Here is an 18,340-nt window from a genome sequence, read left to right as displayed (position 1 = left end):
GTTTTACCGTGGTCAACGTGGCCGATTGTGCCAATGTTGCAATGCGGTTTATTACGCTCGAACTTTTCCTTAGCCATGATGGCCTCCTATTAAAACGTTGGGGGACCCGACCTGGTCAGGTCCCCAATTTCGATTAAGCGTATTTCGCTTGAATTTCTTCGGAGATGTTCGAAGGAACAGCTTCGTAGTGATCAAACTGCATCGAGAACTGCGCACGGCCCGAAGACATAGAGCGCAATGTGTTGATGTAACCGAACATGTTGGCAAGTGGAACGAACGCGTCGATGGCAATTGCATTGCCGCGTGTGTCCTGACCCTGAACCTGCCCACGACGGGAGGTAAGGTCACCAATGATGCCACCAGTGTATTCTTCTGGTGTAATCACTTCGACTTTCATGATTGGCTCGAGCATTTTCGCGCCAGCTTTTTTCATGCCTTCACGCATACACATACGTGCAGCGATCTCAAATGCCATGATTGAGGAGTCAACATCGTGGAATTTACCGTCAAGCAATACCACTTTGAAGTCGATCACAGGGAAGCCAGCCAATGGGCCGTTATCCATGACAGACAAGATGCCTTTTTCAACGCCAGGAATGTATTCCTTAGGCACAGAACCACCAACAATTTTGGATTCGAAGGAGTAACCTTCGCCAGGCTCAGTTGGGATGATTTGCATCTTCACTTCGCCGTACTGACCAGAACCACCAGACTGTTTCTTGTGGGTGTATGAGTGCTCAACTTCGTGTGAAATTGTTTCACGGTAAGCCACTTGTGGGGCGCCGATGTTGGCTTCCACTTTAAACTCACGTTTCATACGGTCCACGAGAATGTCAAGGTGAAGCTCGCCCATGCCCTTCATGATGGTCTGACCGGATTCGATGTCAGTTTCCACACGGAAGGATGGATCTTCAGCAGAAAGACGCTGAAGCGCGATGCCCATTTTCTCTTGGTCAGCCTTGGTTTTTGGCTCAACAGCGATTTCGATCACAGGCTCAGGGAACGTCATTGTTTCGAGAACAACGGGTTCAGCCGGTGAACAAAGTGTATCACCTGTTGTTGTGTTCTTCAGACCACCAAGCGCAATGATGTCGCCAGCGAATGCTTCGCTGATTTCTTCACGCTCGTTAGAGTGCATCATCATCATACGGCCAACACGCTCTTTGTTACCCTTGGTAGAGTTGAGCAAGTTGTCACCTTTGAGGAGTTTACCGGAGTAGATCCGAGTAAACGTCAAGGTGCCCACGAATGGGTCGTTCATGATTTTGAACGCAAGGCCAGAGAACGCCATGTCATCGTCCGCGCGGCGCGGGATGTCACGTGTTTCTGTCTCATCGCCTGGGCGGAAGCCCATGTAGTCAACAACGTCGAGCGGGCTCGGCAAGTAGTCAACAACAGCGTTGAGCAATGGCTGAACGCCCTTGTTCTTGAACGCAGAACCGCCAAGGACAGGAACGAAAGACAAAGACAAACAAGCTTTACGGATCAATGCGCGCAAAGCTGGAACCTCAGGCTCGTTGCCTTCGAGGTATGCTTCCATCGCATCGTCGTCTTGCTCAACAGCAGCTTCAACGAGACGCTCACGTCCAGCAGCAGCCAGATCTTTGAGGCTATCACGGATCGGTGCTTTGACCCAAGACGCGCCTAGATCTTCGCCTTCCCACAACCATTCTTCCATGGTTACGAGATCAACGAGGCCTTCGAGCTCTGTTTCAGCGCCGATTGGGAACGCGATCGGAATAGCGCGTGCGCCACAACGATCTTCGACCATTTCAACACACTTGAAGAAGTCCGCACCGATTTTGTCCATTTTGTTGACAAAAACCATACGTGGAACTTTGTAGCGGTCAGCCTGACGCCAAACAGTTTCAGTTTGTGGTTCAACACCAGCGTTGGCATCGAGAACACAAACCGCGCCATCAAGAACAGCCAAGGAACGTTCAACTTCGATTGTGAAGTCAACGTGGCCTGGAGTGTCGATGATGTTCATGCGGTGCTTAGGTGAGTCAGGAGCAACGCCGTCTTCTGTGCGCTCCCAGAATGTAGTTGTCGCAGCGGAAGTAATAGTAATACCCCGTTCCTGCTCTTGCTCCATCCAGTCCATTGTCGCAGCGCCGTCGTGCACTTCGCCAATGTTATGCTCTTTACCTGTGTAGTACAGGATGCGCTCGGAACAGGTGGTTTTACCTGCATCGATGTGCGCAATGATACCGAAGTTACGGTACAATTCGAGAGGGTAATCGCGTGCCATATCGGTGCTTTCCTCTTACCAGCGGTAGTGGCTGAACGCTTTGTTCGCGTCGGCCATCTTGTGCGTATCTTCACGTTTTTTCACAGCGGAACCACGACCGTTAACTGCGTCAAGCAATTCACCGGCAAGGCGTTCTTCCATTGTGTTCTCATTGCGTGAGCGCGCAGCTTTGATCAACCAACGGATAGCCAAGGCTTCGCGGCGTTCAACACGTACTTCAACAGGCACCTGATACGTTGCACCACCAACACGGCGTGAGCGAACTTCAACAGATGGCTTAACGTTTTCGAGTGCTTCGTGGAACACTTCTACGGGTGCTTTTTTGAGCTTGTCTTCAACGCGATCAAATGCGTTGTAAACGATTTTCTCAGCAGCAGATTTTTTACCATCGATCATGAGGTTGTTCATGAACTTGGACAATACGCGATCACCAAATTTGGCGTCGGGCAGAATTTCGCGCTTTTCAGCGGCGTGACGACGGGACATACCAGTCTCTCCTTACTTAGGACGCTTAGCGCCGTATTTCGAACGACGTTGTTTACGATCTTTAACGCCTTGCGTATCAAGCACACCGCGAAGGATGTGGTAACGAACGCCTGGAAGATCTTTTACGCGGCCGCCACGGATCAGGACAACAGAGTGTTCCTGAAGGTTGTGGCTTTCACCTGGGATGTAAGAAATGACCTCGAAGCCGTTTGTAAGACGCACTTTGGCAACTTTACGCATAGCGGAGTTCGGTTTCTTTGGCGTCGTTGTGTAGACGCGCGTACATACACCACGTTTTTGTGGGCAGGACTCCAAGTGCATAGACTTCGAGCGCTTAACTTTCGGCTGGCGCGGCTTGCGGATCAGCTGTTGGATCGTTGGCATTGAGGGATTCCCCGTATTTCAACACATTTCGCCATGACGATTGTCATGACATCTCAGACAAATTGTTATGCAGTGCGCATAACACAAAAACCCGCTATCGCTCCCATTCCGAGGTGAGCGACGCGGTGAGTTCCCAGAGGATCAAAGCGTCTCAAAGTGCTTGGATCTTGGCCACTACGATGTAGAATTCGGCGAAAAGGAGGAAACCCCCTATGCCGGATGAGCGCTCGTATATGGAGAGTCGCGACCCTTGTCAACAGCACCACCGTTTTGACGCGGCCACGTCTGAGGACTGGCTTTCAAATGCCGACCTTAGACCTCTCGCGTCAGCATGACACTGCCGCTCCCACCATTGGGCTGTGCGCGTTTTCTGGTCTATAAATCAAGCAACTCATCAAAAACGTTGTTTGCGCCCTAGGTCACACAAATTACCGACAGCGCCATTGAAACAGGCCAACAAAACGCCCGCCTGTTGCCTTTGTTAGTCCGTCATAAGTAAACTACAGAAAACCCGCCGATATGGTGGGACGTTCACACTGGAACTCAGACCCAATGCGCTACACTGTTGCAACAAAGGTAAGGAACGAAGGCGCCTTTTTGCTTGAATGGGTCGCGTGGCAAAAGATGCTTGGGTTCGATGACATCCTTATGGTGCATAACGACTGTGCCCCCGTTTTTAAGGATATGCTTGGCTGTCTGCAATCAGCGGGCTGGATCACAACTGCCGAGCATTTCCCTGACGACGGAAAGCTCGCGGGGCCGTCTGCGCAAAACTGCATCAAACAACACCCATTGGTCAAAAACACCGACTGGTTGTTCATTTGCGATGTGGATGAATATCTGGTGATCCACGATGGGGACCAAACCGTCCCGTCTTTTTTGAAGGACAGGCACCTGCACGAATCTGGGTTTGTCGTGCAGTGGAAATCCTTTGGAACGGCAGGCAAGCACAGCTGGAAAGATCAGCTGCTGCATCGCACCTTCACTCAAGCCGCAGCAACCAAGACCCCCGCAAATATGTTCTACAAGTCTTTCATTTATAAACCCCGCCGGTTTCGCAAACTCGGGGCGCATGAACCCTATGGATTTAAAGGTGATGGGGACTGGGGCGATGGTGCGAATGTGTTTCACCGCGCGAATGGAACATACATTAATTTCGACCCAAACGGCGAACCCAAGATGCGCGTCAATCCCAAATGGATTTCACACGAAGGCGCGCAACTCAATCATTATATAACCAAATGGTTTGAGAGCTTTTCAGCCAAATCCGGTACGCCGAGCTTGTATAACAAAGGTGCGAAAAACCGCTATTCGCTGAATTTCTTTGAGCGCTACAATCGCAATGATGAGCAAGACAAATCCGCCATTGCACTAAGACACCGCTTTCAACCCGTTTACGACGCGTTGCTAGAAGTTCCCGGCTTAAAGGCGCTGCACCATTTGAACTGCGCGCTTTATGTGAAAATGCTCAACGAGAACACTGGTTTTAACACCGATGACGACGTGAGATATGCGGCACAGTTAAAAGCCGCAGCAGACGCCGCGGTTGATACCGACTAACAACCTCGATCAGCAATAACGACGCACACCTTGGGCGGACATACGAGATACAAAAAAGGGCCCCGCATTGCCGCGAGGCCCTTTTTGAATTTTATGTCTTACGCTTACGCGTCAGATTCTGGTGTGTCGACCAAAGTGCTTGCGAAGATATCATCCACCGCTTCAACCGCAGCTGGCGCTGGGGCTGCGAGCAAGGCTGCAGCTTCTGCTTCTGCACGTGCGTCTTCGATCACTGTTGTGTCGCGATCGAGTGCGATTTTGCGCACAGCTTTGGTGGCTCCACCGGTACCGGCTGGGATCAAGCGGCCCACGATAACGTTCTCTTTGAGACCAACCAGTTTGTCGCGCTTGCCTTGGACAGATGCTTCGGTGAGCACGCGGGTGGTTTCTTGGAAGGACGCCGCAGAGATAAACGAACGTGTTTGCAAGGACGCCTTGGTGATCCCGAGAAGGATCGGCTGGCCTTTTGCTGGACGACCGTTTTTGGACTCTGCTTTCGCATTGGCTTCTTCGAATTCGATTTTGTCCACGTTCTCGCCTTTGAGAAGTGTGGTGTCACCGGATTCGAGGATTTCCCATTTTTGCAACATCTGACGAACGATAACCTCGATGTGCTTATCGTTGATCTTAACGCCTTGCAGACGATAGACCTCTTGGACCTCGGCGATCATGTAAACAGCCAGTGCCTCGATACCCATAATCGCAAGGATATCGTGCGGCGCTGGGTTGCCGTCCATGATGTAGTCGCCTTTGGTCACAAAGTCGCCTTCAGCCACAGGGATGTGTTTGCCCTTTGGCACCATGTATTCGACTTTGACTTCGGAATCTTCCGAGGATTCAATCGCGATACGACGCTTATTTTTGTAGTCTTTGCCAAAGCGCACGTAACCGTCGATTTCCGCGATGATCGCGTGATCTTTCGGACGACGTGCTTCGAAGAGCTCAGCAACACGCGGCAAACCACCGGTGATGTCTTTGGTCTTCGCGCCTTCGCGTGGAATACGTGCAACAACGTCACCCGCTTGAATGTCCTGACCGTCCTCGATGGAGAGGATGGCATCAACAGACATCAAGTAAGTCACAGGGTTGCCAACGTCATTGCGCATGGGTTCGCCATCAGCATCCAAGATCAGAACCTCAGGTTTCAGATCGCCACCTTTTGGCACAGAGCGCCAATCGGAAACGATTTTCTGGGACATGCCAGTCGCGTCATCGGTAACGTCGCGAATAGACAGACCTGAGATAAGATCGACAAACTTCGCCTTACCGCCTTTTTCAGCGATGATTGGAAGCGTGTACGGATCCCATTCAAACAGCTTGTGACCACGAGGGATCGTTTCGCCGTCTGCGACAAAGACCTTAGTACCGTAGCCGAGTTTGTAGGACGCGCGTTCAACGCCGTGCTCGTCCACAATCGCCATTTGCATGTTACGGCCCATGACGATGTTTTCGCCATGTGTGTTGGCCAACAAGAGTGTGTTCGAGAAGACGATCTTGCCTTCTTGGTTGCTCTCTTGGAAGGACTGTTGGCCACCCTGCGCAACGCCGCCGATGTGGAAGGTACGCATCGTCAACTGCGTGCCTGGCTCACCGATAGATTGTGCCGCGATGATGCCGACGGCCTCACCTTGGTTGACCATAGTACCGCGTGCAAGATCGCGACCGTAACAGTTGGCACAAACGCCTTCTTCTGCTTCACAAGTCAACGGTGAACGGATGCGCATCGTTGCGATCCCTGCGGACTCGATGATGTCAGATTTACGCTCGTCGATCAGTTCGTTTTTCGCAACCAGAACTTCATCTGTGCCTGGACGCAGAACGTCGTCAGCAGAAACACGGCCCAAGATACGTTCAGCCAAAGACGCAACAACTTCACCGTCATTCACAGCAGCTTCGGCTGTGATAGCGATTTCAGTGCCACAATCGACTTCGCGGATGATGCAATCTTGCGCAACGTCCACAAGACGACGTGTGAGGTAACCCGAGTTCGCTGTTTTAAGCGCAGTATCGGACAGACCCTTACGTGCCCCGTGTGTCGAGTTAAAGTACTCGAGAACGGTGAGGCCTTCTTTAAAGTTCGAGATGATCGGTGTCTCGATGATCTCGCCGGATGGTTTGGCCATAAGACCGCGCATACCGCCAAGTTGTTTCATCTGAGTAACCGAACCACGCGCACCAGAGTGAGCCATCATGTAAACTGAGTTTGGCTCGTTTTCAGCGCCATTCTCGTCCACACCCGCTGTCGAGATGTTCAACATCATCGCATCGGTGACTTTGTCATTACACTTGGCCCAAGCATCAACAACTTTGTTGTACTTCTCGCCTTGAGTGATCAGACCATCCATGTACTGCTGTTCGAAATCCTTAACCTGATCGCGGGTTTCATCAACCAGCGGCCATTTGGAGTCAGGGATAACCATGTCATCTTTACCGAACGAGATGCCGGCTTTGAACGCTTCGCGGAAGCCCAAAGTCATGATCTGGTCACAGAAGATCACGGACTCTTTTTGACCACAGTAGCGGTAAACCGTGTCAATGACTTGCTGCACTTCTTTCTTACGAAGAAGACGGTTCACAAGATCAAACGGCGCTTTCGCGTTGACTGGCAACAAGCCACCAAGACGCAAACGACCAGGAGTCGTTTCAAACAAAACAGGCACTTCAAGACCGTGCTCGTCGATTTGGATCATACGCGCTTTGATCTTGGCGTGCAGATGCACTTCGCCAGCGTTCAAAGCGTGTTCAACCTCTTCGATGTCGGAGAAGATCATGCCTTCGCCCTTCATCCCACTACGTTCCATAGTCACGTAGTAGAGGCCCAAGATCATATCCTGAGATGGCACAATGATCGGCGCGCCGTTGGCTGGCGACAGAACGTTGTTCGTGGACATCATCAAGACGCGTGCTTCAAGCTGTGCTTCCAAAGACAAAGGCACGTGAACGGCCATTTGGTCACCGTCGAAGTCGGCGTTAAACGCAGAACATACGAGGGGGTGCAGGTTGATCGCTTTGCCTTCAACCAACACAGGTTCAAACGCTTGGATGCCCAAACGGTGAAGTGTTGGCGCGCGGTTAAGCATCACTGGGTGTTCGCGAATAACCTCATCGAGGATATCCCACACTTCGGGACGCTCTTTTTCGACCAATTTCTTGGCTTGCTTCACAGTGGAAGACAGACCTTTGGCTTCAAGACGCGAGTAGATGAACGGCTTAAACAGCTCGAGCGCCATCTTTTTGGGCAAACCACACTGGTGAAGCTTGAGTTCAGGGCCCGTCACAATCACCGAACGACCAGAGAAGTCGACGCGTTTACCCAAAAGGTTCTGACGGAAGCGACCTTGCTTACCCTTCAGCATGTCAGACAGCGATTTCAACGGACGCTTGTTGGCGCCAGTGATCACGCGGCCACGACGACCGTTGTCGAACAAAGCGTCGACAGATTCTTGCAACATACGTTTCTCGTTGCGCACGATGATATCGGGCGCACGCAGCTCGATGAGGCGCTTGAGACGGTTGTTACGGTTGATCACGCGGCGATAGAGATCGTTGAGATCTGATGTCGCGAAACGGCCACCATCAAGTGGAACGAGTGGGCGCAATTCTGGCGGGATCACAGGGATCACGGTCAGGATCATCCACTCAGGACGGTTGCCAGATTCCAAGAAAGACTCAACGATTTTGAGACGCTTGATGATCTTTTTAGGCTTCAGCTCGCCAGTCGCTTCTTTGAGGTCTTCGCGCAATTGGTCTGCGGTGGACTCAAGATCGATATTGGACAGCATTTTACGGATCGCTTCGGCGCCGATGTCGGCCTCGAATGCGTCTGCGCCGTAGATATCTTGCGCGTCCATGAACTCTTCTTCGGTCATCATTTGACCGTAGGTGAGTTCGGTGAGGCCGGGTTCGATCACGACGTAGTTTTCAAAGTACAAAACGCGCTCAAGATCACGCAAAGTCATATCGAGCATAAGACCGATACGGCTTGGAAGTGATTTCAAGAACCAGATGTGTGCCACTGGAGCTGCAAGCTCGATGTGGCCCATACGTTCGCGACGTACTTTCTGGAGGGTAACCTCAACACCACATTTCTCGCAGACAACGCCGCGGTACTTCATGCGTTTGTATTTACCACACAAGCATTCGTAGTCTTTGATCGGGCCAAAGATACGCGCACAGAAAAGACCGTCACGTTCTGGTTTGAACGTCCGGTAGTTGATGGTCTCTGGCTTTTTGATTTCGCCATAAGACCACGAAAGAATCCGCTCAGGAGAGGCCAAGGACACTTTGATCTCGTCAAAGGTCGATGGCTGCGCCAGAGGGTTAAACGGGTTTGTTGTTAGTTCCTGGTTCATCTTTTGAGTTCCTCAAATTGTTGCGGAAAGGGGAGAGAAATAAGCGCCGAAGCCCTTATTCCTCATCCTCCGCATCCAGGAGTTCCATATTGAGACCGAGGCCACGGACTTCTTTGACAAGAACATTGAAGGACTCGGGGATACCCGCTTCAAAGTTGTCTTCGCCCTTAACGATCGACTCGTAGACTTTCGCACGACCAGCGACGTCATCTGACTTAACTGTAAGCATCTCTTGCAGCGTGTACGCCGCGCCATATGCTTCCAATGCCCAGACTTCCATCTCACCAAAGCGCTGACCACCAAACTGTGCCTTACCACCCAGCGGCTGCTGAGTAACAAGAGAGTATGGACCCGTGGAACGGGCGTGGATTTTGTCATCCACAAGGTGATGCAGTTTCAGCAGGTACTTCATGCCAACTGTCACACGACGAGAGAATTTCTCACCGGTGCGGCCGTCATAAAGAACAGACTGTGCAGAGGTATCGAAACCAGCTTTCGCCAAGGCTTCGTTGATGTCTGCTTCTTTGGCGCCATCAAAAACAGGTGTCGCAATCGGCACACCGTTGATGACATTGCCAGCTTTTTCGAGCAGGTCGTCGTCGTCGAGGTCTTTCAGGATCTCGTCATGCACATTGTCGCCGTACACGAATTTCATCGCGTCTTTGACAGGTGTCATGTCACCTGAGCGGCGGTATTCTTGCAGAGCTTCGTCCACTTGAATGCCCATGCCGCGTGCGGCCCAACCCATGTGAGTCTCTAAGATCTGACCAACGTTCATACGTGATGGAACGCCGAGGGGGTTCAGACAGAAATCAACCGGTGTACCATCTGCGAGGAACGGCATGTCCTCCATCGGCACAACGCGTGAAATCACACCTTTGTTCCCGTGACGACCCGCCATTTTATCACCAGGCTGAAGCTTACGCTTCACAGCGATAAAGACTTTGACCATCTTCATCACACCCGGAGGCAAATCGTCGCCGCGACGTACTTTTTCGACTTTATCTTCAAAGCGGTGCTCAAGAGCACGTTTTTGAATTTCGTACTGCTCGTTCAAAGCCTCAACGATGATCGCATCGTCTTCGTCTTCAAGGGCAAGCTGCCACCACTGGCCTTTGGACAATTGAGCCAAAAGCGCGTCATCGACGACAACATTTGGCGCAACGCCTTTCGGACCTTTTGCAGCGACTTTGCCGAAGACCATGGATTTCAGACGCGCATAGATGTTGCGATCCAAGATGCCCATTTCATCGTCACGGTCACGTGCGAGGCGTTCGATTTCTTCACGTTCGATCTGAACAGAACGCTCATCTTTTTCAACGCCGTGGCGGTTGAAGACGCGCACTTCTACGATCGTACCGTAATCGCCCGGTTTCACACGCAAAGATGTGTCACGCACGTCGGAAGCTTTCTCACCAAAGATGGCGCGCAGAAGTTTTTCTTCTGGGGTCATCGGGCTTTCGCCTTTTGGTGTGATTTTACCAACGAGAATGTCACCTGGCTCAACGTGAGCACCGATGTAGACGATCCCTGCTTCGTCGAGGTTGCGCAAGGCTTCCTCGCCGACGTTTGGAATGTCGCGGGTGATTTCTTCTGGGCCGAGTTTCGTATCACGAGCTGCGACTTCGAATTCTTCGATGTGAACCGATGTGAATACGTCGTCACGCGTGATGCGCTCAGAGATCAGAATAGAGTCTTCGTAGTTGTACCCATTCCAAGGCATAAACGCCACGCAGACGTTTTTACCCAAGGCCAATTCGCCCATATCCGTAGACGGGCCGTCAGCAATAAATTCGTTTTTGCCAACCGTGTCGCCCACTTTGACGAGTGGTTTTTGGTTGATACAGGTGTTTTGGTTAGACCGCTGGAATTTGCGCAGACGGTAGATGTCTACGCCAGGATCGCCAGGCTCAAGATCGTGTGTTGCACGAACAACGATACGAGTCGCATCGACTTGGTCGATGATACCTGCACGTTTGGCCATGATCGCAGCACCGGAATCGCGGGCCACAACTTCTTCGATGCCTGTGCCGACAAGTGGTGCTTCAGCACGCAAAAGCGGAACAGCCTGACGTTGCATGTTCGAGCCCATCAAGGCCCGGTTCGCATCGTCATTCTCTAAGAATGGGATCAAAGACGCCGCAACGGACACCAGCTGTTTCGGGCTGACGTCGATCAAGTCCACATTTTCGGGCGGGTTAAGCGCGTGTTCACCAGACTGACGTGTGGAAACGAAATCGTTCGTAAAGCGGTTGTTTTCATCCAAAGACGCGTTGGCCTGCGCCACAGTGTGACGCATTTCTTCGGTCGCGGACATGTACTGAACTTCATCAGTCACCTGACCGTCAACAACTTTACGGTAGGGTGTTTCGATGAAGCCGTATTTGTTCACACGCGCGAAAGTTGCGAGTGAGTTGATCAAACCAATATTCGGACCCTCAGGGGTCTCAATTGGACACATGCGGCCGTAGTGCGTGATGTGAACATCGCGGACTTCAAAACCAGCACGTTCGCGTGTCAAACCGCCAGGCCCAAGCGCAGACAAACGACGTTTGTGTGTGACTTCGGACAATGGGTTGGTTTGGTCCATGAACTGTGACAGCTGCGAAGAGCCGAAGAATTCACGAACAGCGGCTGCCGCAGGTTTCGCGTTGATCAAATCTTGTGGCATGACTGTGTCGATTTCGACAGAAGACATACGCTCTTTGATCGCACGTTCCATACGCAGAAGACCAACACGGTATTGGTTTTCCATCAGCTCGCCAACAGAACGCACACGACGGTTGCCCAAGTGGTCAATATCGTCGATGTCGCCTTTGCCGTCGCGCAATTCTACCAGTGCTTTGATACAAGCAATGATGTCTTCGCGGCGCAAAGTGCGGTGTGTGTCTGGCGCATCAAGATCGAGACGCATGTTCATTTTCACACGGCCAACCGCGGAAAGATCGTAGCGCTCGGAATCGAAGAACAAGCTTTCGAACAAGCTAGACGCCGCATCAACGGTGGGTGGCTCGCCCGGACGCATCACGCGGTAGATATCCATGAGCGCTGTTTCGCGGTTCATGTTTTTATCTTGCGCAAGTGTGTTGCGGATGTATGGGCCAACATTCACGCCATCGATGTCGAGCACAGGAATATCTGTGATGCCCGCATCCAGAAGATCTTTCAAAGATCCGCCGATGACTGTGCCGTCTTTGTCCATCTCAAGAAGAAGTTCGTCACCAGCTTCGACGTAAATCGCGCCAGTTTCTTCGTTGATAATGTCTTTAGCAACGTATTTGCCAACGATGTTCTCGTAAGGCACGAGCAGTTCTGTAACAGAACCTTCATCGATGATTTTCTTAACAGCGCGCGGCGTCATTTTGTCGCCAGCTTTACAGATGATTTCACCTGTCGCCGCATCGACCAAATCAAACGTCGGACGTGTGCCACGTACGCGCTCAGCGAAGAACGGGGTCACCCAACCTTTGTTCTTTTCGAGCTTGTATTCGACTGTCTCGTAGTAGGCGTCCATGATGCCTTCTTGGTCGAGACCAAGAGAGTACAGCAATGACGTTACTGGCAATTTGCGACGACGGTCAATACGCACGTAAACGGTGTCTTTGGCGTCGAATTCGAAATCGAGCCATGAACCACGGTACGGGATGATCCGGCATGCAAACAAGAGTTTACCAGAAGAGTGTGTTTTGCCTTTGTCGTGGTCAAAGAACACACCAGGGGAACGGTGCATCTGGGACACGATCACGCGCTCGGTTCCGTTCACAACGAAGGTACCGTTTGGCGTCATCAAAGGCATATCGCCCATGAATACGTCTTGTTCTTTGATGTCTTTCACAGACTTGGCGCCTGTGTCTTCGTCCACATCAAACACGATGAGGCGCAGCGTCACTTTAAGTGGCGCGCTGTAGGTCATGTCGCGTTGCTGACATTCCTCTACATCGTATTTTGGTTTTTCAAGTTCGTATTTTACGAACTCAAGAACAGCGGTCTCGTTGAAATCCTTGATCGGGAAAACCGATTGAAAAACACCTTTGATGCCTTCGCCGTCAAGCGGCTGTGGCTCATCGCCAGATTTCAAAAAGAGATCGTATGAAGATTTCTGAACCTCAATGAGGTTCGGCATTTCCAATACTTCACGGATTTTGCCGTAATACTTCCGGAGCCGTTTCTGGCCAAGGTAGGTCGAAGCCATGCGCGTCATTACCTTTCGAGTTTTCGCGAGCTGCATCCTGCCGGTGGGCGCCGGCCGATGTACCCTTACGAAACAGAGGAGTTCGATCTATTCCTGCCACCGTCCCACCGGTGGCTCCCGATCTGAACCCTCCTTAGAAAATGTCCCGTTTGGGGCACTTACTGAGGCGGATTTATCAATTCCTATCCCTCAAGACAGGTTCGGCTGGACCCCGAAATTCGGGATCCAGCCTTAACTTTATGCGGCCCTTAAAAGGCCTGAGCGATTAAGCAACTTCGACTGTAGCGCCGGCTGCTTCGAGTTTCGCTTTAACGTCTTCAGCTTCAGCTTTATCAACGCCTTCTTTGATTTTGCCGCCAGCTTCAACGAGGTCTTTTGCTTCTTTCAGGCCAAGACCTGTGATCGCGCGGACTTCTTTGATTACGCTGATTTTGGACGCGCCAGCGTCTTTCAATACAACATCAAATTCAGTTTTTTCTTCAGCAGCTTCAGCAGCGGCAGCAGGTGCAGCAGCGGCAGCGCCGGCAGCTGGCTCGATGCCGTACTCGTCTTTAAGGATAGTTTTCAGTTCTTGTGCTTCGAGAAGTGTAAGACCTACGATCTCTTCAGCAAGTTTTTTCAGATCAGCCATTGTACTGGTTCCGTTCGTTTTAATTTCTGTTCCAACGTGTGCTTTATGCAAACTACGTCAGTCCCAAATTGCTTTATGCAGCTTCTTTGTCTTCGATAGTAGACAAGATGCCAGCGATGTTCGAAGCAGGAGCGCCAATCGCGCCAGCGATGTTCGAAGCAGGAGCGCCAATGCAACCCACGATAGAAGCAATAAGCTCCTCGCGAGAAGGCATTTTCGCAACGGCAGCAACACCGGCGACGTCGAGAGCGTTATCACCCATAGCACCACCAAGAATAACGTACTTAGCGTTATCTTTAGCGAAGCCCTGAGAAACCTTAGCCGCGGCCACAGGATCCTCAGAGTAGGTCATAACAGTCATGCCTGTCAGGTATTCACCAATGCTTTCGCAAGGCTTACCGTCGAGGGCGATTTTGGCGAGCTTGTTCTTGGCAACGCGTACGGATCCGCCAACTTCGCGCATACGCGCGCGCAGATCCTGCATATCAGCAACCGTGAGACCTTCGTAGTGGGCAACCACAACGACGCCAGAGCTGTCAAAGATTTGGCCGAGCTCGTCGACCATTTTTTCTTTTTGGGCTCTATCCACAGTTTTTCTCCAAATTTGGGAGGGTTTCCCCTCCCGGCTCATTTCTACCGGCAAATGCCGGCACGAAGTCCGTTACGGGGCTGCGCCAAAGTCACCCGAGGTAATACCTCAAATAAACCTTTCGTCTTCCCGTCTCAGGCAGGAATTATGGAAAGAAACCCTTCCACCCGCCGTCTTGGACGAAGCGCAAAACAGCGCACGACGAATCGCACACTGGACTGCAAGGTAGGGTTTAGAAGGAATGAACAGAGAGAGCAAGGCTTTAGGCAAACAGTTTTATACCCGCCAAATTGCGGTCGCCTTATGCGTCTTGCTTTTAAATATCATATCACAAACACGGTCTTGCCGCTAGAGCGAAGTCGATATGAGTTAACGACACAGCAAAAGCCAAACAAATACACGAAAAAGGCGCCCCCGAAGGAGCGCCTTTTAAATCTTATAAGCGTTTGGTTTAGTTGCCAGTTGCGCTGTCGATGCTCAAAGTTACGCCTGGACCCATTGTAGAGGACAGGGAAACTTTTTGCATGTACGCGCCTTTGGAACCTGTTGGTTTTGCTTTTTGAACAGCATCAACAAATGCACGAACGTTTTCGACAAGCTGCTCAGCAGAGAAAGAAGCTTTGCCAACGCCAGCGTGAACAACACCACCTTTTTCAGCTTTGAACTGAACTTCGCCGCCTTTTGCTGCTTCAACGGCCGCTTTCACGTCCATAGTCACAGTGCCAACTTTAGGGTTTGGCATCAGATTGCGTGGTCCGAGAACTTTACCGAGACGACCAACAACAGGCATCATGTCAGGTGTTGCGATACAACGATCAAAATCGATTGTGCCGCCCTGAATGGTTGTCATCAGGTCTTCTGCGCCAACGATGTCTGCACCAGCAGCCAAAGCTTCTTCAGCTTTAGGACCACGTGCGAACACAGCAACACGAACTGTTTTGCCAGTGCCGTTAGGCAAAGACACAACGCCGCGCACCATTTGGTCAGCGTGACGTGGGTCAACACCAAGGTTCAATGCGATTTCAACAGTCTCATCGAATTTGGATGTCGCGCCAGTTTTCACCAGTGCGATTGCATCTTCAACTGTGAGGTCTGCTTTACCTGCGAATGCTGCGCGGTTTGCTGTCGCGCGTTTACCGAGTTTAGCCATTACTTCACCTCGATGCCCATAGAACTCGCGGACCCGAGGATGATTTTCATCGCGGCCTCGATGTCGTTTGCGTTCAGGTCTTTCATTTTTGCTTCGGCGATTTCTTTCACCTGAGCAAGAGAAACGGAACCAACTGTTTCACGTCCAGGCAATTTTGCACCGGAGGAAAGCTTTGCAGCTTTCTTGAGCATGTAGGACGCTGGTGGCGTCTTGATGTCCATCGTGAAAGATTTATCGGCATAGTAAGTGATCACGGTTGGGCAAGGTGCGCCAACTTCAAGATCCTGCGTTTTTGCGTTAAACGCCTTACAGAATTCCATAATGTTAATGCCGCGCTGACCGAGCGCCGGACCCACGGGTGGGGACGGATTCGCTTTGCCTGCTGGCACTTGCAGCTTCATAGTACCTGCGAGTTTCTTGGCCATGTGGCCTCTCCTTTTTCAACGCCCCAACCCACAGCGCGCTGTGGTGGGATAATGGTTGGTGGTCTGGTCCAAGCAACGCGTTGCCCTCGCCTCCCACTCACGTAACGATTAGGCCCGTTTATTGACCTGACCGAATTCCAAATCGACCGGGGTAGCCCGGCCAAAAATTGATACAGCGACTTTGAGACGCTGCGCTTCTTCGTCAACTTCTTCGACCATGCCGTCGAAGCCTTCGAATGCGCCTTCAGCAACGGATACGCTTTCACCCACTTCGAAGGTGATGGTAGACCGTGGCGCTTCTGCGCTTGTTTCTTCTGCGCGACCGACAATCGCCTCGACCTCAGCATCGCGCATTGGCACGGGACGGCCGAAAGAACCAAGGAAACCAGTAACCCGGTTGATCGAGTTCACGAGGTGATAGCCTTCGTCCGTCATCTCCATGCGCACGAGCACGTAGCCCGGCATGAAACGACGTTCAGCAGTCACTTTTTTGCCTCGGCGCACTTCGATGACCTCTTCGGTCGGCACCAAAACTTCGTCAAACTGATCCTCGAGGCCCTTCTCGACCACAGCAACTTTGATCGCTTCGGCAATTTTTTTCTCGAAGTTCGAGAGAACGCTCACCGAATACCAACGCTTAGCCATGATGCCTGTGCCTTTTCAATCGCTCCAGTATTTCTACCGGATATCGTTATTTCCTAAGCACTTGTGTGCCTTTTCCCTGAACAGTAAAGCGGCGCGCAACACGAATCGATGCACGCCAGCCCAGTGGAATGCGCAGGGATTACCGCGCCGCGTCCGTAAGTTCAAGTGCTTAGACGACCACGCCACCCTAAGATCGCGCTATTTTTAAAGCACACCCTCGGGTTTCAGGCCTGTGGGCTTGCCATCCATGGACACGAGATTTTTCTTACGCTTGTAGGCCTCAAGTTCCTCAGTGGTTTTTGACGCGGCCCAATTTTTGAGAGAGGGGCGTTCACGAGTAAAGTCGAACATCGGCACGCCGTAGCCGCAAGAGGTTTGCACCAGATCGAAATCGAGCACGAAAATCTGTCGTGCATTGCGCGGCTCGTCAACGAAATGCGCATCCAGAAGCGCATCATATTCGTTTGTGCCGCGATGAACCGTGCGCCCTGTGCCATACAGGCGCATGATCATGGGCGGACCTGCAACGGCGCAGAACATAAACGTCAAACGGCCATCGGCCAGCATATGCGCTGCGGTTTCATTGCTGGACCCAACAAGATCAAGGAAGAGAGCCTCATTCGAGCTTGTGACACGCAAGAGCTCAGTTGAGCGGGGCGTCAAATTGATGCGCGTGCCTTCAGCGGCGGAGGCGCAAAAGAATATATGCTGGCGCGCAATAAACGCAGCATGATCGTCAGACAAAGATGTGAATTGTTCAGCCATAGCTGGACCTCATTGGTCCGACATTGGACCGAAAATTAACCTACAAAGTTGAGAAGCGCCGCGAGACCGGTGCGAATGCCGATGTCCACGAGGAAAAAGAACGTCGCTGTAAGTGCCGCCATGATGAAGACCATCACAGTTGTCAGCACCACTTCGCGGCGAGTCGGCCAGACGATCTTTGTAGCTTCTGCACGGACTTGTTGGATGAACAGAAGTGGGTTTGCCTTGGCCATTGTCTTTTCCTAAACCTATAGGTCGTGAGTGTTGTTGTGTTGGGCATGTACGCCACAGCGCGCCCGAATTCAAGCCCGAAGGCCAGCAAAGCACCAGCTTGTGTAGCACCTGCGCTTTGGAATGGCACATTCAGCCCCATTAAGACAAGCTTTCGCGCAAACAAATCCAGCGGGCAATGCTTTGGCGCGGTACAATCTGTACGATTTGGAAATGGCAGGGGCACACAGACTCGAACTGTGGGCCTACGGTTTTGGAGACCGTCGCTCTACCAACTGAGCTATACCCCTACTTGGCGGATGGAATACGAAAGGCGCAGGCGGTTTGCAAGGGAAAAAGCTGGCTTTTGACTTTAAAGGCAGCGCCCTCGACCAACTTTCGCAAGACGCACTTGGTATCCCTCCAGCAGCGATGACTTTAGGCTGACTTAAAACACCAAACGCCACCTTGTGGGGCGTTTTTTTGAGAGCGGTCATGTCTGTGGGGTGAGTTGGGTTTTGGTGTTCAGGTATTTGGACCGTTTTTTTTGCTGCGGATTTCAGCAAAAAGGCCCCACTTGCGTGAGGCCTCTCCATTAAACCACTCACTAATGTGAGCTCGGTTTACTCGATGATTTTAGACACAACACCGGAGCCAACTGTGCGGCCGCCTTCGCGGATCGCAAAGCGAAGACCGTCTT

The 18,340-nt window shown here is 51.7% G+C and carries 14 protein-coding genes, 1 tRNA gene and 1 pseudogene; 1 reads left to right on the top strand and 15 read right to left on the bottom strand.

Annotated elements, in window-relative coordinates; translation table 11 throughout:
* From WNY38_RS17530 to rpsL, 4 genes and pseudogenes are all read right to left on the bottom strand, one after another.
* Positions 1-77, bottom strand: a pseudogene (locus WNY38_RS17530) (elongation factor Tu); the annotation flags it as partial.
* Positions 78-133: 56 nt separating this feature from the next.
* Positions 134-2,251 (bottom strand): elongation factor G, encoded by a 2,118-nt coding sequence (gene fusA / locus WNY38_RS17525; protein WP_342858661.1) that lies wholly within the window; start codon positions 2,249-2,251, stop codon positions 134-136.
* Positions 2,252-2,266: 15 nt separating this feature from the next.
* Complete coding sequence (rpsG, locus tag WNY38_RS17520; protein ID WP_342858660.1) at positions 2,267-2,737, bottom strand: 30S ribosomal protein S7; 471 nt, start codon at positions 2,735-2,737, stop codon at positions 2,267-2,269.
* A gap of 12 nt (positions 2,738-2,749) precedes the next feature.
* Positions 2,750-3,121, bottom strand: a complete 372-nt coding sequence (gene rpsL / locus WNY38_RS17515; RefSeq protein WP_085848203.1) for a 30S ribosomal protein S12 — start codon at positions 3,119-3,121, stop codon at positions 2,750-2,752.
* A gap of 519 nt (positions 3,122-3,640) precedes the next feature.
* Here rpsL and WNY38_RS17510 point away from each other — a divergent pair.
* A complete protein-coding gene (locus tag WNY38_RS17510; protein ID WP_342858659.1) occupies positions 3,641-4,681 on the top strand; it encodes a glycosyltransferase family 2 protein in 1,041 nt (346 codons plus the stop codon).
* Between the two features lie 104 nt (positions 4,682-4,785).
* On the opposite strand, the gene rpoC is transcribed toward WNY38_RS17510, so the two are convergent.
* From rpoC to WNY38_RS17455, 11 genes are all read right to left on the bottom strand, one after another.
* A complete protein-coding gene (rpoC, locus tag WNY38_RS17505) occupies positions 4,786-9,033 on the bottom strand; it encodes a DNA-directed RNA polymerase subunit beta' (RefSeq protein ID WP_342858658.1) in 4,248 nt (1,415 codons plus the stop codon).
* A gap of 55 nt (positions 9,034-9,088) precedes the next feature.
* Positions 9,089-13,225 carry a DNA-directed RNA polymerase subunit beta gene (rpoB, locus tag WNY38_RS17500; RefSeq protein WP_342858657.1) on the bottom strand — a complete coding sequence of 1,379 codons (4,137 nt, stop codon included), beginning with the start codon at positions 13,223-13,225 and terminating at the stop codon, positions 9,089-9,091.
* Positions 13,226-13,490: 265 nt separating this feature from the next.
* Positions 13,491-13,856: a 50S ribosomal protein L7/L12 gene (rplL, locus tag WNY38_RS17495; protein WP_342858656.1), complete on the bottom strand. Its 366-nt coding sequence runs from the start codon at positions 13,854-13,856 to the stop codon at positions 13,491-13,493.
* A 73-nt stretch (positions 13,857-13,929) separates the two neighbouring features.
* Positions 13,930-14,445, bottom strand: coding sequence for a 50S ribosomal protein L10 (gene rplJ / locus WNY38_RS17490; protein WP_342858655.1), 516 nt, complete (start codon positions 14,443-14,445; stop codon positions 13,930-13,932).
* Between the two features lie 451 nt (positions 14,446-14,896).
* Positions 14,897-15,595 carry a 50S ribosomal protein L1 gene (rplA, locus tag WNY38_RS17485; protein WP_342858654.1) on the bottom strand — a complete coding sequence of 233 codons (699 nt, stop codon included), beginning with the start codon at positions 15,593-15,595 and terminating at the stop codon, positions 14,897-14,899.
* Positions 15,595-16,020: a 50S ribosomal protein L11 gene (rplK, locus tag WNY38_RS17480; RefSeq protein ID WP_342858653.1), complete on the bottom strand. Its 426-nt coding sequence runs from the start codon at positions 16,018-16,020 to the stop codon at positions 15,595-15,597. The genes rplA and rplK overlap by 1 nt, the downstream gene beginning before the upstream one ends.
* Before the next feature lie 108 nt (positions 16,021-16,128).
* A complete protein-coding gene (gene nusG, locus WNY38_RS17475; RefSeq protein ID WP_342858652.1) occupies positions 16,129-16,665 on the bottom strand; it encodes a transcription termination/antitermination protein NusG in 537 nt (178 codons plus the stop codon).
* Positions 16,666-16,869: 204 nt separating this feature from the next.
* A complete protein-coding gene (locus tag WNY38_RS17470; protein ID WP_342858651.1) occupies positions 16,870-17,430 on the bottom strand; it encodes a pyridoxamine 5'-phosphate oxidase family protein in 561 nt (186 codons plus the stop codon).
* Between the two features lie 35 nt (positions 17,431-17,465).
* Entirely contained in the window at positions 17,466-17,663 is a 198-nt protein-coding gene (gene secE / locus WNY38_RS17465; protein WP_342858650.1) for a preprotein translocase subunit SecE, read from the bottom strand.
* 212 nt (positions 17,664-17,875) lie between these two features.
* Positions 17,876-17,951, bottom strand: a tRNA-Trp gene (locus WNY38_RS17460).
* A 312-nt stretch (positions 17,952-18,263) separates the two neighbouring features.
* Positions 18,264-18,340 (bottom strand): hypothetical protein (locus tag WNY38_RS17455; RefSeq protein ID WP_198544002.1); only part of this gene is annotated, 77 nt, incomplete at its 5' end.

The organism is Pacificibacter sp. AS14 (assembly GCF_038899935.1).
In the GTDB taxonomy this organism is placed as follows: domain Bacteria; phylum Pseudomonadota; class Alphaproteobacteria; order Rhodobacterales; family Rhodobacteraceae; genus Celeribacter.
This window is presented reverse-complemented; position numbering and strand designations above follow the sequence as displayed.